This is a genomic window from Oceaniferula flava, assembly GCF_016811075.1.
Lineage (GTDB): Bacteria > Verrucomicrobiota > Verrucomicrobiia > Verrucomicrobiales > Akkermansiaceae > Oceaniferula > Oceaniferula flava.
In genome coordinates, this window is sequence record NZ_JAFBGL010000005.1 from 97,857 (window position 1) to 113,519 (window position 15,663).

General features: G+C 56.8%; 15 protein-coding genes. 2 read left to right on the forward strand and 13 right to left on the reverse strand.

The window, feature by feature from the left end:
• Position 1: 1 nt before the first annotated feature.
• Both JO972_RS08915 and JO972_RS08920 read right to left on the reverse strand, forming a co-directional pair.
• The gene (locus JO972_RS08915) at positions 2-649 is read right to left on the reverse strand and encodes a 5-oxoprolinase subunit B family protein (RefSeq protein ID WP_309489688.1); all 648 of its coding nucleotides are present in this window, start codon (positions 647-649) and stop codon (positions 2-4) included.
• On the reverse strand, positions 649-1,533 hold the full coding sequence (locus tag JO972_RS08920) for an SMP-30/gluconolactonase/LRE family protein (RefSeq protein ID WP_309489689.1): 885 nt from the start codon (positions 1,531-1,533) through the stop codon (positions 649-651). The genes JO972_RS08915 and JO972_RS08920 overlap by 1 nt, the downstream gene beginning before the upstream one ends.
• A gap of 148 nt (positions 1,534-1,681) precedes the next feature.
• On the opposite strand from JO972_RS08920, the gene JO972_RS08925 reads away from it, so the two are divergent.
• Positions 1,682-2,704, forward strand: coding sequence for an N-acetylmuramoyl-L-alanine amidase family protein (locus JO972_RS08925; RefSeq protein ID WP_309489690.1), 1,023 nt, complete (start codon positions 1,682-1,684; stop codon positions 2,702-2,704).
• Between the two features lie 36 nt (positions 2,705-2,740).
• Here JO972_RS08925 and JO972_RS08930 read toward each other — a convergent pair whose 3' ends face one another.
• The 10 genes from JO972_RS08930 to JO972_RS08975 all read right to left on the reverse strand — a co-directional run bounded on the left by JO972_RS08930 (position 2,741) and on the right by JO972_RS08975 (position 13,840).
• Entirely contained in the window at positions 2,741-4,996 is a 2,256-nt protein-coding gene (locus tag JO972_RS08930; protein WP_309489691.1) for a hypothetical protein, read from the reverse strand.
• A 141-nt stretch (positions 4,997-5,137) separates the two neighbouring features.
• Positions 5,138-5,875: a 16S rRNA (uracil(1498)-N(3))-methyltransferase gene (locus JO972_RS08935; RefSeq protein WP_309489692.1), complete on the reverse strand. Its 738-nt coding sequence runs from the start codon at positions 5,873-5,875 to the stop codon at positions 5,138-5,140.
• A gap of 27 nt (positions 5,876-5,902) precedes the next feature.
• Positions 5,903-7,063 (reverse strand): molecular chaperone DnaJ, encoded by a 1,161-nt coding sequence (gene dnaJ, locus JO972_RS08940; protein WP_425498301.1) that lies wholly within the window; start codon positions 7,061-7,063, stop codon positions 5,903-5,905.
• A gap of 1 nt (position 7,064) precedes the next feature.
• Positions 7,065-7,697 (reverse strand): nucleotide exchange factor GrpE, encoded by a 633-nt coding sequence (gene grpE, locus JO972_RS08945; RefSeq protein WP_309489693.1) that lies wholly within the window; start codon positions 7,695-7,697, stop codon positions 7,065-7,067.
• A 71-nt stretch (positions 7,698-7,768) separates the two neighbouring features.
• Positions 7,769-9,496 carry a hypothetical protein gene (locus tag JO972_RS08950; protein WP_309489694.1) on the reverse strand — a complete coding sequence of 576 codons (1,728 nt, stop codon included), beginning with the start codon at positions 9,494-9,496 and terminating at the stop codon, positions 7,769-7,771.
• 60 nt (positions 9,497-9,556) lie between these two features.
• The gene (locus JO972_RS08955) at positions 9,557-10,447 is read right to left on the reverse strand and encodes an alpha/beta hydrolase (RefSeq protein ID WP_309489695.1); all 891 of its coding nucleotides are present in this window, start codon (positions 10,445-10,447) and stop codon (positions 9,557-9,559) included.
• A 56-nt stretch (positions 10,448-10,503) separates the two neighbouring features.
• Entirely contained in the window at positions 10,504-10,878 is a 375-nt protein-coding gene (locus JO972_RS08960) for an acyl-CoA thioesterase (protein ID WP_309489696.1), read from the reverse strand.
• 70 nt (positions 10,879-10,948) lie between these two features.
• The gene (locus tag JO972_RS08965) at positions 10,949-11,443 is read right to left on the reverse strand and encodes a YcxB family protein (protein WP_309489697.1); all 495 of its coding nucleotides are present in this window, start codon (positions 11,441-11,443) and stop codon (positions 10,949-10,951) included.
• A 9-nt stretch (positions 11,444-11,452) separates the two neighbouring features.
• Positions 11,453-12,847 carry an ROK family protein gene (locus JO972_RS08970; protein WP_309489698.1) on the reverse strand — a complete coding sequence of 465 codons (1,395 nt, stop codon included), beginning with the start codon at positions 12,845-12,847 and terminating at the stop codon, positions 11,453-11,455.
• Between the two features lie 366 nt (positions 12,848-13,213).
• Positions 13,214-13,840, reverse strand: a complete 627-nt coding sequence (locus JO972_RS08975; RefSeq protein ID WP_309489699.1) for a peroxiredoxin — start codon at positions 13,838-13,840, stop codon at positions 13,214-13,216.
• A gap of 389 nt (positions 13,841-14,229) precedes the next feature.
• Here JO972_RS08975 and JO972_RS08980 point away from each other — a divergent pair, with 389 nt between their 5' ends.
• Entirely contained in the window at positions 14,230-15,105 is an 876-nt protein-coding gene (locus tag JO972_RS08980; RefSeq protein ID WP_309489700.1) for a PEP-CTERM sorting domain-containing protein, read from the forward strand.
• A 59-nt stretch (positions 15,106-15,164) separates the two neighbouring features.
• Here JO972_RS08980 and JO972_RS08985 read toward each other — a convergent pair whose 3' ends face one another.
• Positions 15,165-15,599 (reverse strand): hypothetical protein, encoded by a 435-nt coding sequence (locus JO972_RS08985; protein ID WP_309489701.1) that lies wholly within the window; start codon positions 15,597-15,599, stop codon positions 15,165-15,167.
• Positions 15,600-15,663: the final 64 nt, after the last annotated feature.

Genomic DNA, 15,663 nt, shown 5'->3' on the forward strand with positions numbered 1-15,663 from the left:
CTTAGGCGATTTCGATGGCTTGAAATTCGAGGCTGTCCCCCGCGGCCAGGGTGAAGGAGCTCAGGTCGTTTTTCTCCGGAGCAAAGAGCGGGTGATCGGTGTGGCCGAGGATGTTCCAGCCGCCGGGGCTGGGCACGGTGTAGATGCTGGCGTGACTGCCGCCGATAGCCACGGATCCGGGGTCGATGCGAGTGCGCGGCGAGTCGCGACGCGGCAGGTGCAGGTGAGCGTCCAGGCCGTCGAGGTAGGCGAAACCGGGAGCAAATCCGAGGAAGCGCACGCGGTAAGTGGGCGCAGTGTGGAGCCGGATGATGTCATCGGTCCCCAGCCGCAGCGCCTCTGCTATGGCCGCGAGATCCGGTCCGTCGTAACGCACCGGGATGATGTGGTGGCGCTGGCGGGTCGATTCCTTACCGTTGAGTTCGAGCTGTTGGAGAAATTGGCGAAGGTCTTTTTCCTCCGTGTTGGTGGCAAAGTGCAGCAGTAAGCTATCGTAGCCTAACACTGGCTCGATCAGACCCTGAGGCGGAGTGCGCAGTAAGGCATCCGCGAGCTCGACTAAGAGATCGTGCTGCGGGTGCTGGATCAGCCAGGCATTGGGCCCGAAGGCGCGTAGGGTGGGCGATCCGTCTTGATGCGGATCTTCCATTAGCCTGCGAAGGGCGTGGAGGGCACGCCGGTCACTCCCAGTCCGGTGATCTTGAGAAGGCGGCCAGCGTGTTCTTCCTGTTCCGTTTTGTGCACTCCGGTGGTGACGTAAAGTTCGTCCAGATTGGCGCCACCGAAGGCGCAGGCGGTGGTTTCCAGGCAGGGAAGTTCCACGCGGTGCAGTTCCTTGCCCGTGTTGGGATCATAACAGAGGACACAGGCTCCGTGGCAGAAGGCGACCCAGAGATTGCCGTTGGCATCGATGGTCATGCCGTCCGGAGAGGCGCTGATGTCGCTGATGTCGCTGGTGTCGACGGCGCGGCGCTGCTTGCTCAGCTCGCCTGTTGTCGGCTGGTAGTCGAAGGCGATGACTTCCAATCGTGGGGTATCGATGTAATAACAGGTCGCTCCATCGGCGCTCCAGACGATGCCGTTGGAGTTGGTGACCTTGTCATAGGCTGTGTGTAGCGAGAGGTCGGGGTCGAGTCGGTAAAGGGTGGCGTCGCCTTGGTTTTTAACCAGGCTGATGGTGCCGGCGAAGAAACGACCGTCCGGGGAGCATTTGCCATCGTTGAAGCGGTTGTTTTCCTTGTCCGGTTCCGGATCGGTGATGGCGGTGGTTGCACCGCTTTGGCGATCGAGAAAGTGCAGCCCGGTATCGCCGCCGACCAGAAGGTCTCCACCGTCGGTTTTGATGCGGGGGACCACCGTGCCGACGCGGCCGACGGTGGCGGAGACGTCCCAGGACTTCTCCTCGCCGGTGGCGGGGTCAAACTCCAGCACCTTGTGTTTTTCGATATCCACGTAGATCAGGCGGTCGTTCCACCAGATTGGGCCCTCGCCCCATTGGGCGCGATAATTTCCTACAGCAGTCACAGATTCCATGCCGAGAGGCCTAGCAGTGAGGGACAGTGCTGTCGAGGCTGGACCAAGGCAGTTGGAAATTTCCATTCGCGAGAAATTCCATTGTCATTCCAGATTGAGCACTTAGTTTGAAAGACGTCCTACCTGTTTCCCAACCCGATCCCTCACGATGGCAAATACCCGCTCCGCCACCTTTTTTTCAACGCTCGTTCTCTGTCTTCTCTGTGTCACCCTGAGCCGCAGTGAGGCGCAGGCATTCAAGTGGGATCCCGTGAAACACAATGGTGTGAACTACGTCACGCTAAGTAACGTCAAAGCCTTTTACGGTTTTGATAAGTTGACCCTAGGGCGGAAAATCAGCTTGGAAAACAAGAGCGTTAGGATCGAACTGGGCTCGGGCTCACAGCAGTGCCGGATGAACGGAGTGCTATTCATCCTCAGCCATCCGATTGTTCCCAAAGGAGGTAAGTATCTGATTTCTCGCACGGATTTGGTCAAGTTGATCGATCCGGTCATGCGGCCGGCCTATATTTCCACGGCGAAAGTTTTCAAGACCGTGGTGCTGGATCCGGGGCACGGTGGTCATGATTCCGGAGCGAAAGGGCCTTTTAAGAATGAGAAGGAGTATGCTCTCAATGTGGCCCGTTTACTCAGGGATATCTTGCAGAAAAAAGGTTACCGTGTGGTGATGACGCGCGATAGTGATGTCTTTATCACCCTAGGGAACCGGGTGCGGATTGCGAACAAATACAAGGACGCCATTTTCATCAGCATCCATTTTAATGCCGCCAATTCCAGGGCTCACGGCATAGAAACCTTCACGGTATCTCCTGTGGGAGTGCCACATATCGGGCGCGGCGTTAAGGCCCGGGATTTCAATATGGTGCCAGGAAATATCATGGACTCAGCCAGCATCGCATTGGCCACCGCAGTGCACAGCCGCAGTTTACTTTACCTCAACAACCCCAAGGGAAACAATTTCAAGATGAGCGATCGCGGTATCAAACGTGCGCGTTTCAATGTGCTCACGGGCATCAAGATTCCGGCGATTCTCGTGGAGGGAGGTTTTCTTTCCAATCGAGCAGAAGCCACCAAGATTAATTCACCAGTGTATCAGCAGACTTTGGCAGCTGCCGTGGCTCGGGCTGTGGATGTTTACAAAAACTCGATTATGCAACAGCGCCGACGTTAGAGGAGCGGCGCTGTGAGAAAAAGTGCAGGAGTTTGATTACGGTGTCACTTTCCAGCGGAGAAACTTGCCCCCGCCACTGATGGGAACCGATGCCGTGGCGATACCTCCTGAAACCGACACCGAGGCGGGCGACCAACTACCGTTAAGCAGGCTGGTAGAATACTCGGCCTCGATCGTTTCTCCTGAGATGATCGGGTGGGTGATTTGGAATAACTCGCCTGCCACCTGAGGCATCAAAGCGGCCTGGGCATCATTGGGGTCGACCGGATTAAGTCCAAATAAGCGCTCGATGGCGTTGGAGACACCATCTTGATCGTAATCGTCTGAGAAGCTTCCAATCACGGCATATTGACCACGGAGCCAGAGCTCGTAGTCGCTCAGACTTGCGGCATCGACAGGGGTAACTTCCAGCGAGCTACCGTAGGAAAACCAATGGTTGCCCACTCTGGCGCGGATTCGCAGGGTGTAGGGCTGTCCGGTATTGAGAGGTGCTCCGACACTGGAGACATCAAGGGTGGCGAAATCGGCTGAGGAGGGAATGCTGACAGGGGGGAGGGATGCCAGCTCGTCACAGTTAATCGTTTCGATGCCATCGATGAATGCTCCGATCGCGCTTCCGTTGTATGCAGGGTTATCGATGCTGTAAACGCCGCTGTTAGCTGGCTGATGCAGGATGAAGCGTATGACGGTATCCTGATCGGTAGTTGTTAATGACAGCGTTTTAGAGGAGAACGATGTATCGGTTTCATTGTCACTTCTACCGGAGTATGAGCCGATGGTCGTCCATGAACCGCCACCATTGGTGGATGTCTGAACGTCCACTTGGGCGTTGGGTGTCATATAGCCACGGCGTAGCCTGAATTTCAGCTGCCCACCGCTCCGCGGAATGATAGTGCGGCCGATCTGAAAAGATTGGAATGCGTTGTATTCATTACGAGGGAAAGCCAGTCTGAATGCCTTACTTCCTGTGTCCCAAAATATTTGTCCGGTATTGGTGTCTGTAACGGAGCTGAAGAGATCATAGGTGGTTTCTGTCTCGTCAATGATCAGGTCTGTGGTGCCATTTTCAGCTCCCTCGAACCAAGTAGCTGTGGTGAGGGTGGAAATATCGAACTGATACTCCTCGGCTTTTTCCACGTGATTGAAAAAGTAGTTGGCTCCACTGTCAGGTGGGCTGGTGCTGCCGAACACATCGGTGCTTTCCAGCAATCGATTGGGGTTAATGATCACTACCTGATAGTTGTGGCTGACCATGCTGCCGCCAATGTCGATGTTGGACACCGTGACATTGTAGAGTTGATCTTGAAGCGTTGCGGAACTTAGACTTTCTGGTTTCCAGACGATCGAACTTTCCCCGTAGTTGGTATTGGCACTTACCACGGTCACGGACACGGGGCTTCCTGATTGATCAGTCATGCTGACGCTCGAATCGCTAAAATCAGCCCCTGAGTAGCTGAGCGACCAACGCTCCGGAGTGATCGCTTCAGGAATGTATCCAGCATTTGGCCAAGCTACAAATTGCACGGGAGCGCTGGAGAGGAGGTTGCCGCTAACGTAGAGGGCATTGGCTGCGTAATAGCTGGTGCTGGTGTAGGGCGTGTCTCCTGATGCAAGTTCTTGCAGGCGTGTTTGTAAGATCATGCGGCGGTGGCCAGCATCGTTGTTCTCTCCGCCTGCGGCACCTTGGTCATTTTCAGAAATATATGCATCGATCGCTCCCGGGCCGAAATGTCCCACAGCGAGGTTTGAGTGAAAAGCGCCATTGCGTGCGACGGCGGTATCCAAGCTCCATCCTGAAGGCGGCTCGTGCGGGTCCGCTGAGCCATTAGCGACTCCGCCACCTTCGAGAAACTCGGAGGTTTGTCGTGATAACATCAGTGCAGCGGCTTGAGCGGCCTCTTGCTTCGTGGTCGAACCTGTTGGTTTGGCCTCTTCGGGTGTGTCTCCTGCGAGTGCAACGGTGGAGGAGCTGGTGAGATCAATGTTGGCATTTAGCCCCGCCATGGCGCGGTAGAAGTTGATCCGGCGTTGAACGTCATCTTTGAAGGCGGCGGAGGTGGTTCCAGCGGTTCCGCCGGTCACTGAACCGGTCCAGTTGATGCGGTTTTCATAACCTTCGGACTCCATGTAGACATTGTGCCAAAAGGAGATGACGTCATTACGCGCCTGAGTGTCCACGGTAAATCCCGTGGTAGCAGATGCGTTGCCGACGCCCGGAGACCAGGCGTGGAGGCAAAGAGGTGCGGCTGCCAATAGGGCGGCCGCAAGGGTGGTAGTGAGTGTGGATCCCATAGAAAGTGTGTGTGCTTTATTCTGATGGGGAGGGTGCGAGGAGTATGGAGGTGTAATTTAATGTGTCAAATATTTAACATCTCCATAACTATTGTGCACCTGTCAGAACAGGACAATACTTCCGATTGAAGTCGCTGAAAGTCAAACGCCTAGGGCGAACGAACGTTCATGCTGGATCAGGCTCAGGCCGTAGATCGAGGCGGTTTCCACGCGCATCACGATGGAGCCGAAACTGATCGGCTGGAAGCCCTGCTGGTAGGCTTGCTGGTATTCTTCCGGGGTGAAATCACCCTCGGGGCCGACCAGTAGACCGATGCTGCCGCTCAGGGGAGTTTGTTCAAGATGACTCCTGAAATGCACGGCCGCAGGGTCGAGGGCGGCGATGACGGCGGTGGCGAAGGGTTCGAGTTGCTCGATCCAGCTGGAAAATGTCCGTGGCTCGAGAATCTCAGGAAGGTGGTTCTGGCCGCACTGCTTGCAGGCTTCCAGGGCGATGCGTTGCCACTTTTCGCGTTTCTTGGCGAGGGCATCCGGCCGTGCCACGGTGCGTGCGGTGATCAGCGGTTGGATGGCATTGACGCCTAGTTCCACACTTTTCTGCACAATCAGCTCCATATTGCCGCCCTTGGGGATCGATTGGCAGAGGGTGACTGGCATCGACGGTGCTGGTGTTTCGTTTTCCTGGGAAATCCGGCACCGCACCTCCTCGCGGCGGACGTTATCGATGATGCAGACGGCGCTTTTTCCAGCGCCATCGAAAATTTCAATCTCATCCCCCTCGCTGGCCCGCATGACGCGGGCGCAGTGTCTGGCTTCATCGCCAGTGAGAGTGAGGCAGCCAGCCTCCCACTGCGCGCTGGGTAAGTAGTAGCGGTTCATGGGAGCTGGCGTGTTGATGGGTGGTTACTATGAGCCGAAGAATTTCTTCGCCTTTTCAAAGAACGACTCCTGCATGGGGTTGTTCTTCACACCGATCGATTCGGAGAACTCGGTGAGTTTTTCCTTCTGCTCGCCGTTGAGCTTGGTGGGCACTTCCACGTGGACTTCCACGTGCAGGTCGCCTTTGCCACCGGTGCGCAGGTCCTTGATGCCACGGTTCCGCAGGCGGAAGGTGGTGCCACCCTGGGTTCCGGCCGGGATTTTGATCGATGAACGACCTTCTAGCGTGGGCACCTCCAGCTCACCACCGAGGGCGGCGGTGGAGAAGGGCATGGGGACCTCACAGAAGAGATCGTCTCCCTCGCGCTCAAAGACGTCGTGACGCTTGATGTGGAGGAAAACGTAGAGGTCGCCCGGCTGTCCGCCGCGCAGGCCGGCGTCACCATTGCCGGTGGAGCGCAGGCGGGTGCCATCGTCGACTCCGGCAGGGATGTTGATCTTGATCCGTGTGGTCTCGCTCTTGCGGCCCTCACCGTGACAGTCTGGGCAGGGGTCAGCTATGGTCTGGCCAGCACCATTACAGGCTGGACATTCGGTCTGCTGAATGAAGATGCCGCGTTGTTGAGTCACCACGCCTTGTCCGCCGCAGGTGGCGCAGGTCTTGCGACCGCCGCTGCCGGACTTCGAGCCGCTGCTGTTGCAGGTGCCACAGGCTTCGAGTTTTTCAATTTCGAGTTCCTTTTGGATCCCTTCGGCTGCTTCCTCGAGGGTGATCTCGAGATCGTAGCGAAGGTCGCTGCCCGGCTGTCTGCCGGAGGGGTTACGGCGACGTCCGCCACCGCCGAAGATGTCTTCGAATCCGCCGCCACCGAAGGCGCCGCCGAAGACTTGTGAGAAGATGTCAGAGGCATCGTGGAATCCGCCGCCGCCACCGAATCCGCCACGTCCGCCGCCACCATTTTCAAAGGCAGCGTGTCCGTAGCGATCGTAGGCCGCGCGTTTGTCTTCATCACTCAGCGCCTCATAGGCCTCGCCGAGTTCCTTGAATTTTTCCTCCGCTTCGTGGTCGTTTGGGTTTTTGTCCGGGTGGAACTTGATCGCCAGCTTGCGGTAGGCTTTTTTCAGCTCTGATGTGCTTGCGTCCTTGGAGACACCGAGGACTTCGTAATAACAGCGTTTGGTCATCATATTACTCGCTTTCAGGTTGTGGTTGATCGCCTAGGGAGACGATGACGTTGGCGGGGCGAAGCAGGCGATCGCCGATGCGGTAGCCTTTGCGCATGGTGCGGACGATGTGTCCTTCCTCGATCTCGCTGCTGGCTTCCTGGCCAATGGCATCGTGCACATTGACATCGAACTCACTGCCCGGTTCGGCAGGGATTTCCTCGACGCTCTGGGAGCTGAGGAACTCGCCCAGCTGCTTGTGCACCATTTCCATCCCGGTGAAGAGCATGGAGCCTTTTTCCTGGGCAGCAGCTTGCATGCCCATGCTGAAGTTATCGAGCACGGGGAGAAGTTCTTCCAGCAGGCTCTGGTTGCCGTAGCGCACGGCATCGAGTTTTTCACGCGACATGCGTTTACGGTAGTTATCGAGCTCCGCGGCGGTGCGGATAGCTTGGTCTTTCCACTTGGCGGCTTCTATTTCAAGAGCCTCCCAGGGATCGATCTCTTCGGCAGGGCTGTCCTTGGATGTTTCCTCGGATGCGCTGGAATCGCTGGCCTCAGACTCAGCGGCAGCTTCATCTTGGGTGTTTTCCTGGGCGGAATCCGGGGTGATTTCTTCGGGAGTGACCTCGTCGTTTTCTTGGACGTTCTCTTGCATGGCCGAAACACATAGCCAGAGAAGGCGTTTCGTCAAGCAAGGGTAGGAAAAAGAACGTCTTAGGGGTGAATTTAGCGGAACAGGCTATCGATGCCCATGGCGGACTTTTTGATGAACTTGGGCATCGACTTCTGCGAGCGGTTCTTAAACAGGCCGTAGAGTAGCGAGAGCATGTTGAGGGTGAAGAGGTGATCGAGGATCGGGCGGTAGCCTCGTTTCTTGCGCAGCAGTAATCTGGAGCCCCAGACGAGGGAGCGGCGCTTGATGACGGAGGGTTTGAAATTGGTTTTGATCCGGTAGCGCGCCCGCTTGCTCGCCGGCCATTGCTCCTTGTAGCGGTCTTTTTCCTGCTTGATCTGCTTCACCAGCTCCGGGTCGTAGGCGGAGAAGTAGTATTTGCGCGCCAGGGTGATCATCTGGCAGGTGTCACGCATGAAGCGAATATCGTCCACCGGCCAGTTCAGCTGCTGGCAGAGCTCGGTCATCCGGGGGAAACGTTTCATCGCTCCCTCGGCCTGGCGCACCGCGGCGTCATGATCGCTGACGAAGTGGCGCAGCAGCTTGCGGATGGGGGCGTGGAAAAATAGCGAGTCCCAGTAGATGTGCAGCAGCGGGGGAATGCGCACCCGACGGAAAAACAGCTTCAGCCGCGCAAACTCGGGGATGTAGTAGAGCTCGTTGATGATGTAATCGCTGTGTGCCATCAGCTCGGCTGCGGCTGCGGCGTCTCGGTTCCCCACCACGCGTGCCAGCGATTGCTCGGGTGTCAGCATGTATTTGAACACATCGATGGCACTCTGCACGTTGAGCTCGTTCCAAAGGCCCTCCGGATCGAGGAAGGTGAGGCGGGTAAAACGATGCCAACCGCCGGTCTGGCACCACACCGAGACACCGAGCAGGTTTTCACAATCGACCAATTCATTCTGAAATGCCTGGTTCTGGAATCCGGTGTAGGAGGGGAACTCGCCGGCGCCCTCGTATTCGCGGCGGGCTTGGAGTTCCAGGATCTTCGGGCCGGAGTAGTTGAAGAAGGCCTTGTTCAGTGGGATGTGGCGGAAGAAATCCGACTCTCCGGGTTTCATCGAGAGGATGAAGTTCGGCGAGGTGATGCCCTTCAGGGTGTCGGACAGGCGGCCGCGGTGCCAGATCAGATCGCCAATGCGATGCGCGCCCACCGTCCAGGTGCGGAGCATGACCTTGGTGCGTGAGCGATCGGTCACCGGCAGCAGGGCGCGGAGGAACTGGTTTGTCTGCTTCGGCGTGCGCAGGTGCAGCTCCGAGCGCAGCGGATCTTTGACGTCCAAGCCATCGGATTCCCCAATCCGCAGGATCAAGCCTTCGACCGTGGGGAAGGTCTTCAGGAAGCGTTGCACGGAATCGAGGTAGAAATCGGTGCGGGCCTGGTGGCTGCGGCCGGTCTGCTCGGCCGCGGCTTCGGTGAGGCAGAGGATGTCGCTGGTGATCCACGGCTGCAGCCCGCGCTGGCGAAGGATCTCGATCAGTGGCTGGAACTGGCCGACCAGAAAACGGATGCGCCGGTTGGTTGGCTCATCGTGAAACGGGTGCTCGGTGAGGTGCGCGAGATCGTCCAGGGTGACGGCATTAAACCCCAGGGACTTGACCCGATCCGCCAAGGTGGTGAATTCCTCCCGAAGCCGTTCCCAGAAGGCATCATCCTCCGGCAGGTCGGTGAAGGGGATTTTCGACCAATTGATGCGCGATGATTTGGTGGCGCGAAAAAACGGACCGATGCCATCGATCAGGAACAGTCCTTGGCTGGGGAGGTGGGTAGCAGGCATGCGGCCTGCATTCTAAGCAGATCGGTGGGGAAATAGGGACGCGATCGTCTGACGATATCGTCATTCAGTGGTCGGGGCCGATTTCCAAAGCCAGCGAAGCCCGTCTGGGAAAAGTGGTCCGCCATCTTTGCCCCCATGGCCGCCGTCGGTGGGCACCCAGAGGTGTGGGTAGTTGCGGAATTCCAGCGCCTTGTGCATCTGCAGATTTCCCAGCCACCAATTGCCGTGCTGGTTATCGAGGTCGTTGCTGCCGTCTTGCAGGTAGACTCGCAGCGGGCGGACTTTGCCTTTGCGGATCATGCTGGGGTAGGCGTGGCCTCCGCGGATGTTGGTGAAGGATCCCACGTGGCTCATGACGCGGCGGAAAAGGTCCGGCCGCTCCCAACCGACGGTGAACGCGCAGATGCCACCGGAGCTCAGGCCGCAGATCGCGCGCTGGTCGGGATCGCTGGTGAGGCGGTAATCTTTGGCTACGGCGGGCAGCAGCTCCTTTTCCAAGAACTTCGCGTATTGGCTGCTCATGCTATCGTATTCGAAGCTGCGGTTGCTCTTCTTTTTCCCCGTGCCCCAGGACTGTTTACCGTCGATCTCGGGCAGGCGAAGGCCCGGATTGACAAAGATGCCGATGGTGACCGGCATGTCTTTTTTTGCGATCAGGTTGTCAAAAACGATCGGCGTGCGGAAGTCTCCCTTCTCGGAAACATAGGCGTGACCGTCTTGAAAGACCATCACCGCGGCGGGCCGACTAGCATCATACTGCGCCGGCACGTAAACGTAATACTGGCGCAGGGTGCCGGGGAATATCTCACTGCGGATCTCGTGTCGCGTGACCTTGCCACGGGGGACGTCGGCTTGGCGTTGGGAATCGGCAGCGTAGGGCGCGGGCGCGGCGTGCAGGGTGAAGGGCAGCAGGAGAAATAGCAGAGCGGCTTTCATGGATGACAGATCCATACGCAGGGAGCGCGCTGATTGTTTCGCTCCGTGCTTCATTGGCCTGAGCGGCGCGTTTAGCTGTCGGTCTTCTTGTGGGTTTTCCCGTGTGGGCTGGGACGACCATTTTCGTCCAGTTTGACAAAGACAATGCGCTCGATGGAGAGGATGTTCTGCTTGGTGTTTTTATTCCGAGCCAAGCAGGTCATGGTGATCGAGGTGGTGCCGAACTCTACGGTGTCGAAGCCGATTTCCACCACGTCTCCGTGTTGGGCGGAGCTGATGAAGTTGATCTCGGAAACGAACTTGGTGACCATGCTCTTGCTGCCGCATTGGCACATCGCATAGATGGCCGCGTCTTCATCAATCCATGCCAACAGTCGCCCGCCGAACAGGGTGTTGTGAGCATTCAGGTCCTCGGGTTTAATCCACTTCCGGGAGTAAAATTTCATGCTGTCGGTTTTGCACATACTATGCCAGTCGGGTTGAGATGTTATGGGGGGTAACCCTCTATTTTTAGGCCTAGTTAGGGCTTGCCCAGTCGGCAACTTGTTCCATTTCAGAGCTCGAGTCAAATGCTTCCACCGGGATCCACGAGTAAGATTTTTTAGCGTGATAGAGCAGCAGCCCTTGCTTGGTGGCCACCACCTCGAATAAACCCGACCACTTGACCTGACCGTTGAGGTCGTCGCCATGGATCGAGACGCCCTCGGGGGTGAAGCTGTAGAGCACCGTCTGGCCGTAGCCGGGGAGTTTGCGCAGGTTCCGCGAGTGCATCACTTTCCAGATGAGCGGGCGCAGCAGGGCGAAGGTGCCGACCATGATCATCAGCACGGAAAAGGGGGTGATCCCCTCGCTGATCATCAGAATGGCACCGGCCAACAGCACCGCGGCACTGAGGATGGTGCGGATCATCAGCCAGGTGCGGTAGCGGTGCCACATGTGTAGGCGGAAGGCTCCGAGGTGCGACTGATCGTCGAAGATCAGCTTGGCTTTGATGGTGGGGGTGGTGTCCACGGGATCAGATTATTGGGGGATGGCCGGCAGGGAGGCGGCGGCGACAGCTTGGCCGTGGCGCTTCATCTTCTCGTCCGGCTGGGTGATGGTGATTTTCTCGGCGAGCTCGGGGAATTCCTTTTCCAGGACTTCCTCGGCGCAGTCGATCATGATCTGTCCGCCAGGGCCGGAGGTGGCGCGACCCATGATGATCAGGGTGCCAATATCGTAGAACTCGGCATAGTGGGCAATGGCGTAGCCGAAGCAGGTGCCGATGGTCTGGTAGATCTTAGCCGCCTGATCGTTGCCGGCTTCCATTTCCTTCTGCACCTCGATGAGTTGCTCGGGGAATGGCATGTCACCGTAGTCAAAACCTGCTGCGGGTGCGAGGCGGGCGACGCCTTGTTGACAGAAAAATTGGACCCCGCAGCCGGCATCGCCAGACCATTCGTCGACCGGGCCGTTCTCACGGTAATCGATGGGGGCAAATGCCAGCTCGTTAATCTGGGTGGTGACGTTACCGTGGGGATCGACATAGCCGACGGCCTCAGAGGTTCCCATGGCCACACCTAACACCGAGTTGGTATTCATGGTGATGGAGCCGGCGAGGGCGGTGACTTCGCCATCGTTGATCACCTCGAAGGGCACGCCGGGGTATTCTGCGGCGGCGATGTCCTTGAACATCGGCACGACCACGGATTCGAAAACTTCCTGGTCCTTTATGCCGCGGAATAGAGAGGCGATGCGGACTTCGTTGTTGATGTAGACGCCCGCAGATGAGCCGCCGATGGCATCGACACTTGGCAGGTGCTCGGCGGCGAGCTTCAGCGAATCGATAATCCCGTCGCGCTGGTAATTGGGATCTTCTTGGAAATAGGGATCCCATGGGATTTCTGTGGAGAAGACCACTTCGCCATCGATTACGGCGGCGCACTTGCGATCGGAGCCACCGAGATCGAAGCCAATCCGGTTGCCGTCGAGGTTTCTGCCGAGGGGGGCGGCGGGGCTGTTTTGGGCGGGGATGTCTTCCAGGCTCACGGATTGAACCTGCAGGTGCTGTCCGAACATGCCTTTGCCAACGATGTCCCAGTCGAACTTGCGTGCGCCATTTTCGGAGTAAATCTCAGCCAGCTCGGCGGCGAGCGGCTCGCTGCCCCCGATGTAGATGGTGCAGCCTCCTTGCCCCCAGAGCATGAATTTCACCAGACGCTCAACGTATTTCAAATTCAGCGCCGCGTCATCACCACGGTGCGGGAGAATGCGAACATCGTGGCGGAACACCGTGCCATCGAGGCGTGCCAGGGCGATGCCCAAATCCTGGGAGTCAGGATGCGCTGCGACTTTCTCGCGATACGCACGGTTCCAGAGGACGGCAGGCACGAATCCGGGATCGAGCACGGGTGTGATTTCAGCTTGAATGTTCATAGTATCAAAAATGTGAGCGCGTTTCGCCGGCGGAATGTGGAACACAGACAGGCGCCGAGAAAGGATAAAATGGGACAATAATACGTTAGGATGAGGCATTTTTTAGCGGGTCTGATCCGCGGGCTAATCCATCGACCGCAAAAACCCGCCATGCAGAGCGACTGCGTGGCGGGTTGATCGAGCTCAAGTCGGCTTCGTGACAGGCAGCCGAGGGCGCGGCAGACAGGGGGGCGGAGTCGGGCCAGGGAGGAGTGCGACAACACATTTTGACCAACAAGCTGAATATAAATGTTTAACGACAGCCGCACAAAAAAGCCCGCACACTCCTGAGAGTGGGCGGGCTGGAAAAATGATGGGCTAGCTAACTTACTTGGAGAGGTAGCCGGAGACACCTTCGTGAGTGGCGGTCATGGCGTCGTCGCCTTTTTGCCAGTCCATCGGGCAGACTTCACCGTGCTCTTCGAAGTGCTGCAGGGCGTCGATCACGCGCAGGCACTCTTTGACCGAGCGGCCGAGCGGCATGTTGTTGACCACCTGGTGCTGGACGACACCGTCTTTATCGATGAGGAACAGTCCGCGGTAAGCGACCATTTCACCGTCGACGACGAGGTTGCCGTCTTCGTCTTCGGCGTATTCACCAGCGAGCACATCGTAGTCGTTGGAGATGGTTTTGTTGGTGTCGGCTACGATCGGGTAGCTCACGCCTTGGATGCCACCTTTGTTCTTCGGTGTCTGGAGCCATGCCCAGTGGGAGAATTCGGTGTCGGTGGAACAACCGACGACTTGCACGTTGCGGCTTTCGAACTCGGCGATTTCCTCTTGGAAACGGTGCAGCTCGGTTGGGCAGACGAAGGTGAAGTCTTTGGGGTAGAAGAAGAGAACGACGTATTTCTCGCCCAGATATTGGTCGAGGCTGAAGTGTTCGATGATGTTTTCTCCCTGCACAGCTTTGGCGGTGAAGGACGGTGCTTGTTTTCCTACGAGTACGGACATTTGAGTGTTGAATGGTTCGTGTTGAGTGACGATGGGGCCGGTGGCCTATCGGTCGCGGGCTACATACGGGAGCGTCGGCTGGAATCAAGTGATTTTTTCTCTTCGGATTTACAAAGTCTTTGATTGTCAGGTAGATGGCGGTCTGGGTTGTCGTGTAATTCGTTGATGGGCAGCGCTGGCTGGGAAGACATCGCCGATAGCGGTGTTCAGTGACCTCGGAGTGGCGGACTGGGATACACTTCTCTTGGATTGGGCCCAGCTGAGCAGGGCGCATGTCTGTGAGGTCTAACCGCACTTGTTATCAGCCTTCATGCCTCTTTTGTACAGAATATTTGACAATGTATATCCACATGGCTATGAATCCCTTTCACTAAAAATATTTACTGGTCATGAAAATAATCAACCTATTACCCCTTGGAGGTCTAACGCTGCTTGCCGGTGTTACGTCCTTATCTGCAGCGACGACATTTTTCGATCATGATTTCGATAACGGAACCAACGGTGATCTGGCTGGTTCAGGAGCCCTTGGTAGCCCTGTTGTGGGGTCCATTACTGCGACCGGAGGTCATCTTGGAGGTAATGTTTACACCAGTGGAAACAATGGTAGTAGTAACCCTATCACCAGTGTTGATGGTAGTTTCAATGATGTCGGAACGCCTGCAGGAAACTACCTGACAGCCACGATGGCTTCAGATATTACGCTTGCTGCAGGACCTGTGAACGTTGATTTCTCATTGGGGATTTTTGGAACCAATAACAGCACAGTCTTCAAGCTCGTCCATGTCATTGGCTACTCGAGTAGCGATGACGAGGTGTTCCAGCTCACGATGCGTGCCGGAAGTGGTAATGCGACACGAGAGCTCTTTGCTCGAGAGTTGGGGGAAGATAACACGACATTCAATGGCACAAGCTTCTCGTCAATTGATGGAACCAAAATTCTCGATGATATTGGTATCGGAATGAATTCAACGAATACCAGTAATGCTCCTTCTAGCTTGGTTAATGTCAGTTTGACCCTCAATGGGACGACTTGGGATGCCAGTGCTGCAAGTGGCACGAGCACTCCAGCCACCGGTTTGAATATCGACAGCGGGGCTACGGATCTTTCCTATATCCAATTTTTTACATCCCATGAAGATAATGTGAACGGTCAGAACAAGGGTATTTGGGTAGACGATATCCTTGTGACTCAGGTTCCAGAGCCTTCGTCCGTAGCTTTACTCGGACTTGGAGGAATCGCTTTGATGCTTCGTCGCAGGAAGTAGAGGATTTGCTTAAATTCATTGATCAAGCGGGAGGACTTCGGTTCTCCCGTTTTTTTGCTCTAACGGGCATCATGGCCTGGCTCATGGGGAGGCTGGGGCATGAAAGCTGGGTAATCCTTGGAATAGCGGCAAGGGAAGCACTGCACCCGGCGGGAGCGCGGGAAGAGGGGAGCGAGGACGGCGAAGAAGACCGCGGGGACGACGAAGAGGATGCACAGGGCAAAGCCGGCACCGTTGCCGCCGGGGAGTTTCATCAGCAGGGGTAAAACCACAAAAAACACCATGGGTATCCACGGCAGGGTGATCCACCACGAGAGCCATTTGCAGCCACGCCCGATCCTACCGTAACCGTAAGTCAGGTTGATCTGCGGGTGCAGCTCCTTGCCGCAGCAGGGGCAGCTGCGCGGGATGTCATCGGGCCACTGCGGACGCAAGAAGGCATTCGGAAGGTTGTCTTCCGTGGCTTGGATGATTTCTGGACGGACGCTGCTCATGGGGGGTAGGGGCTGACTACCTGAAGCATGCCCAATACCGCAGAGACCGGATATTATAATCGGC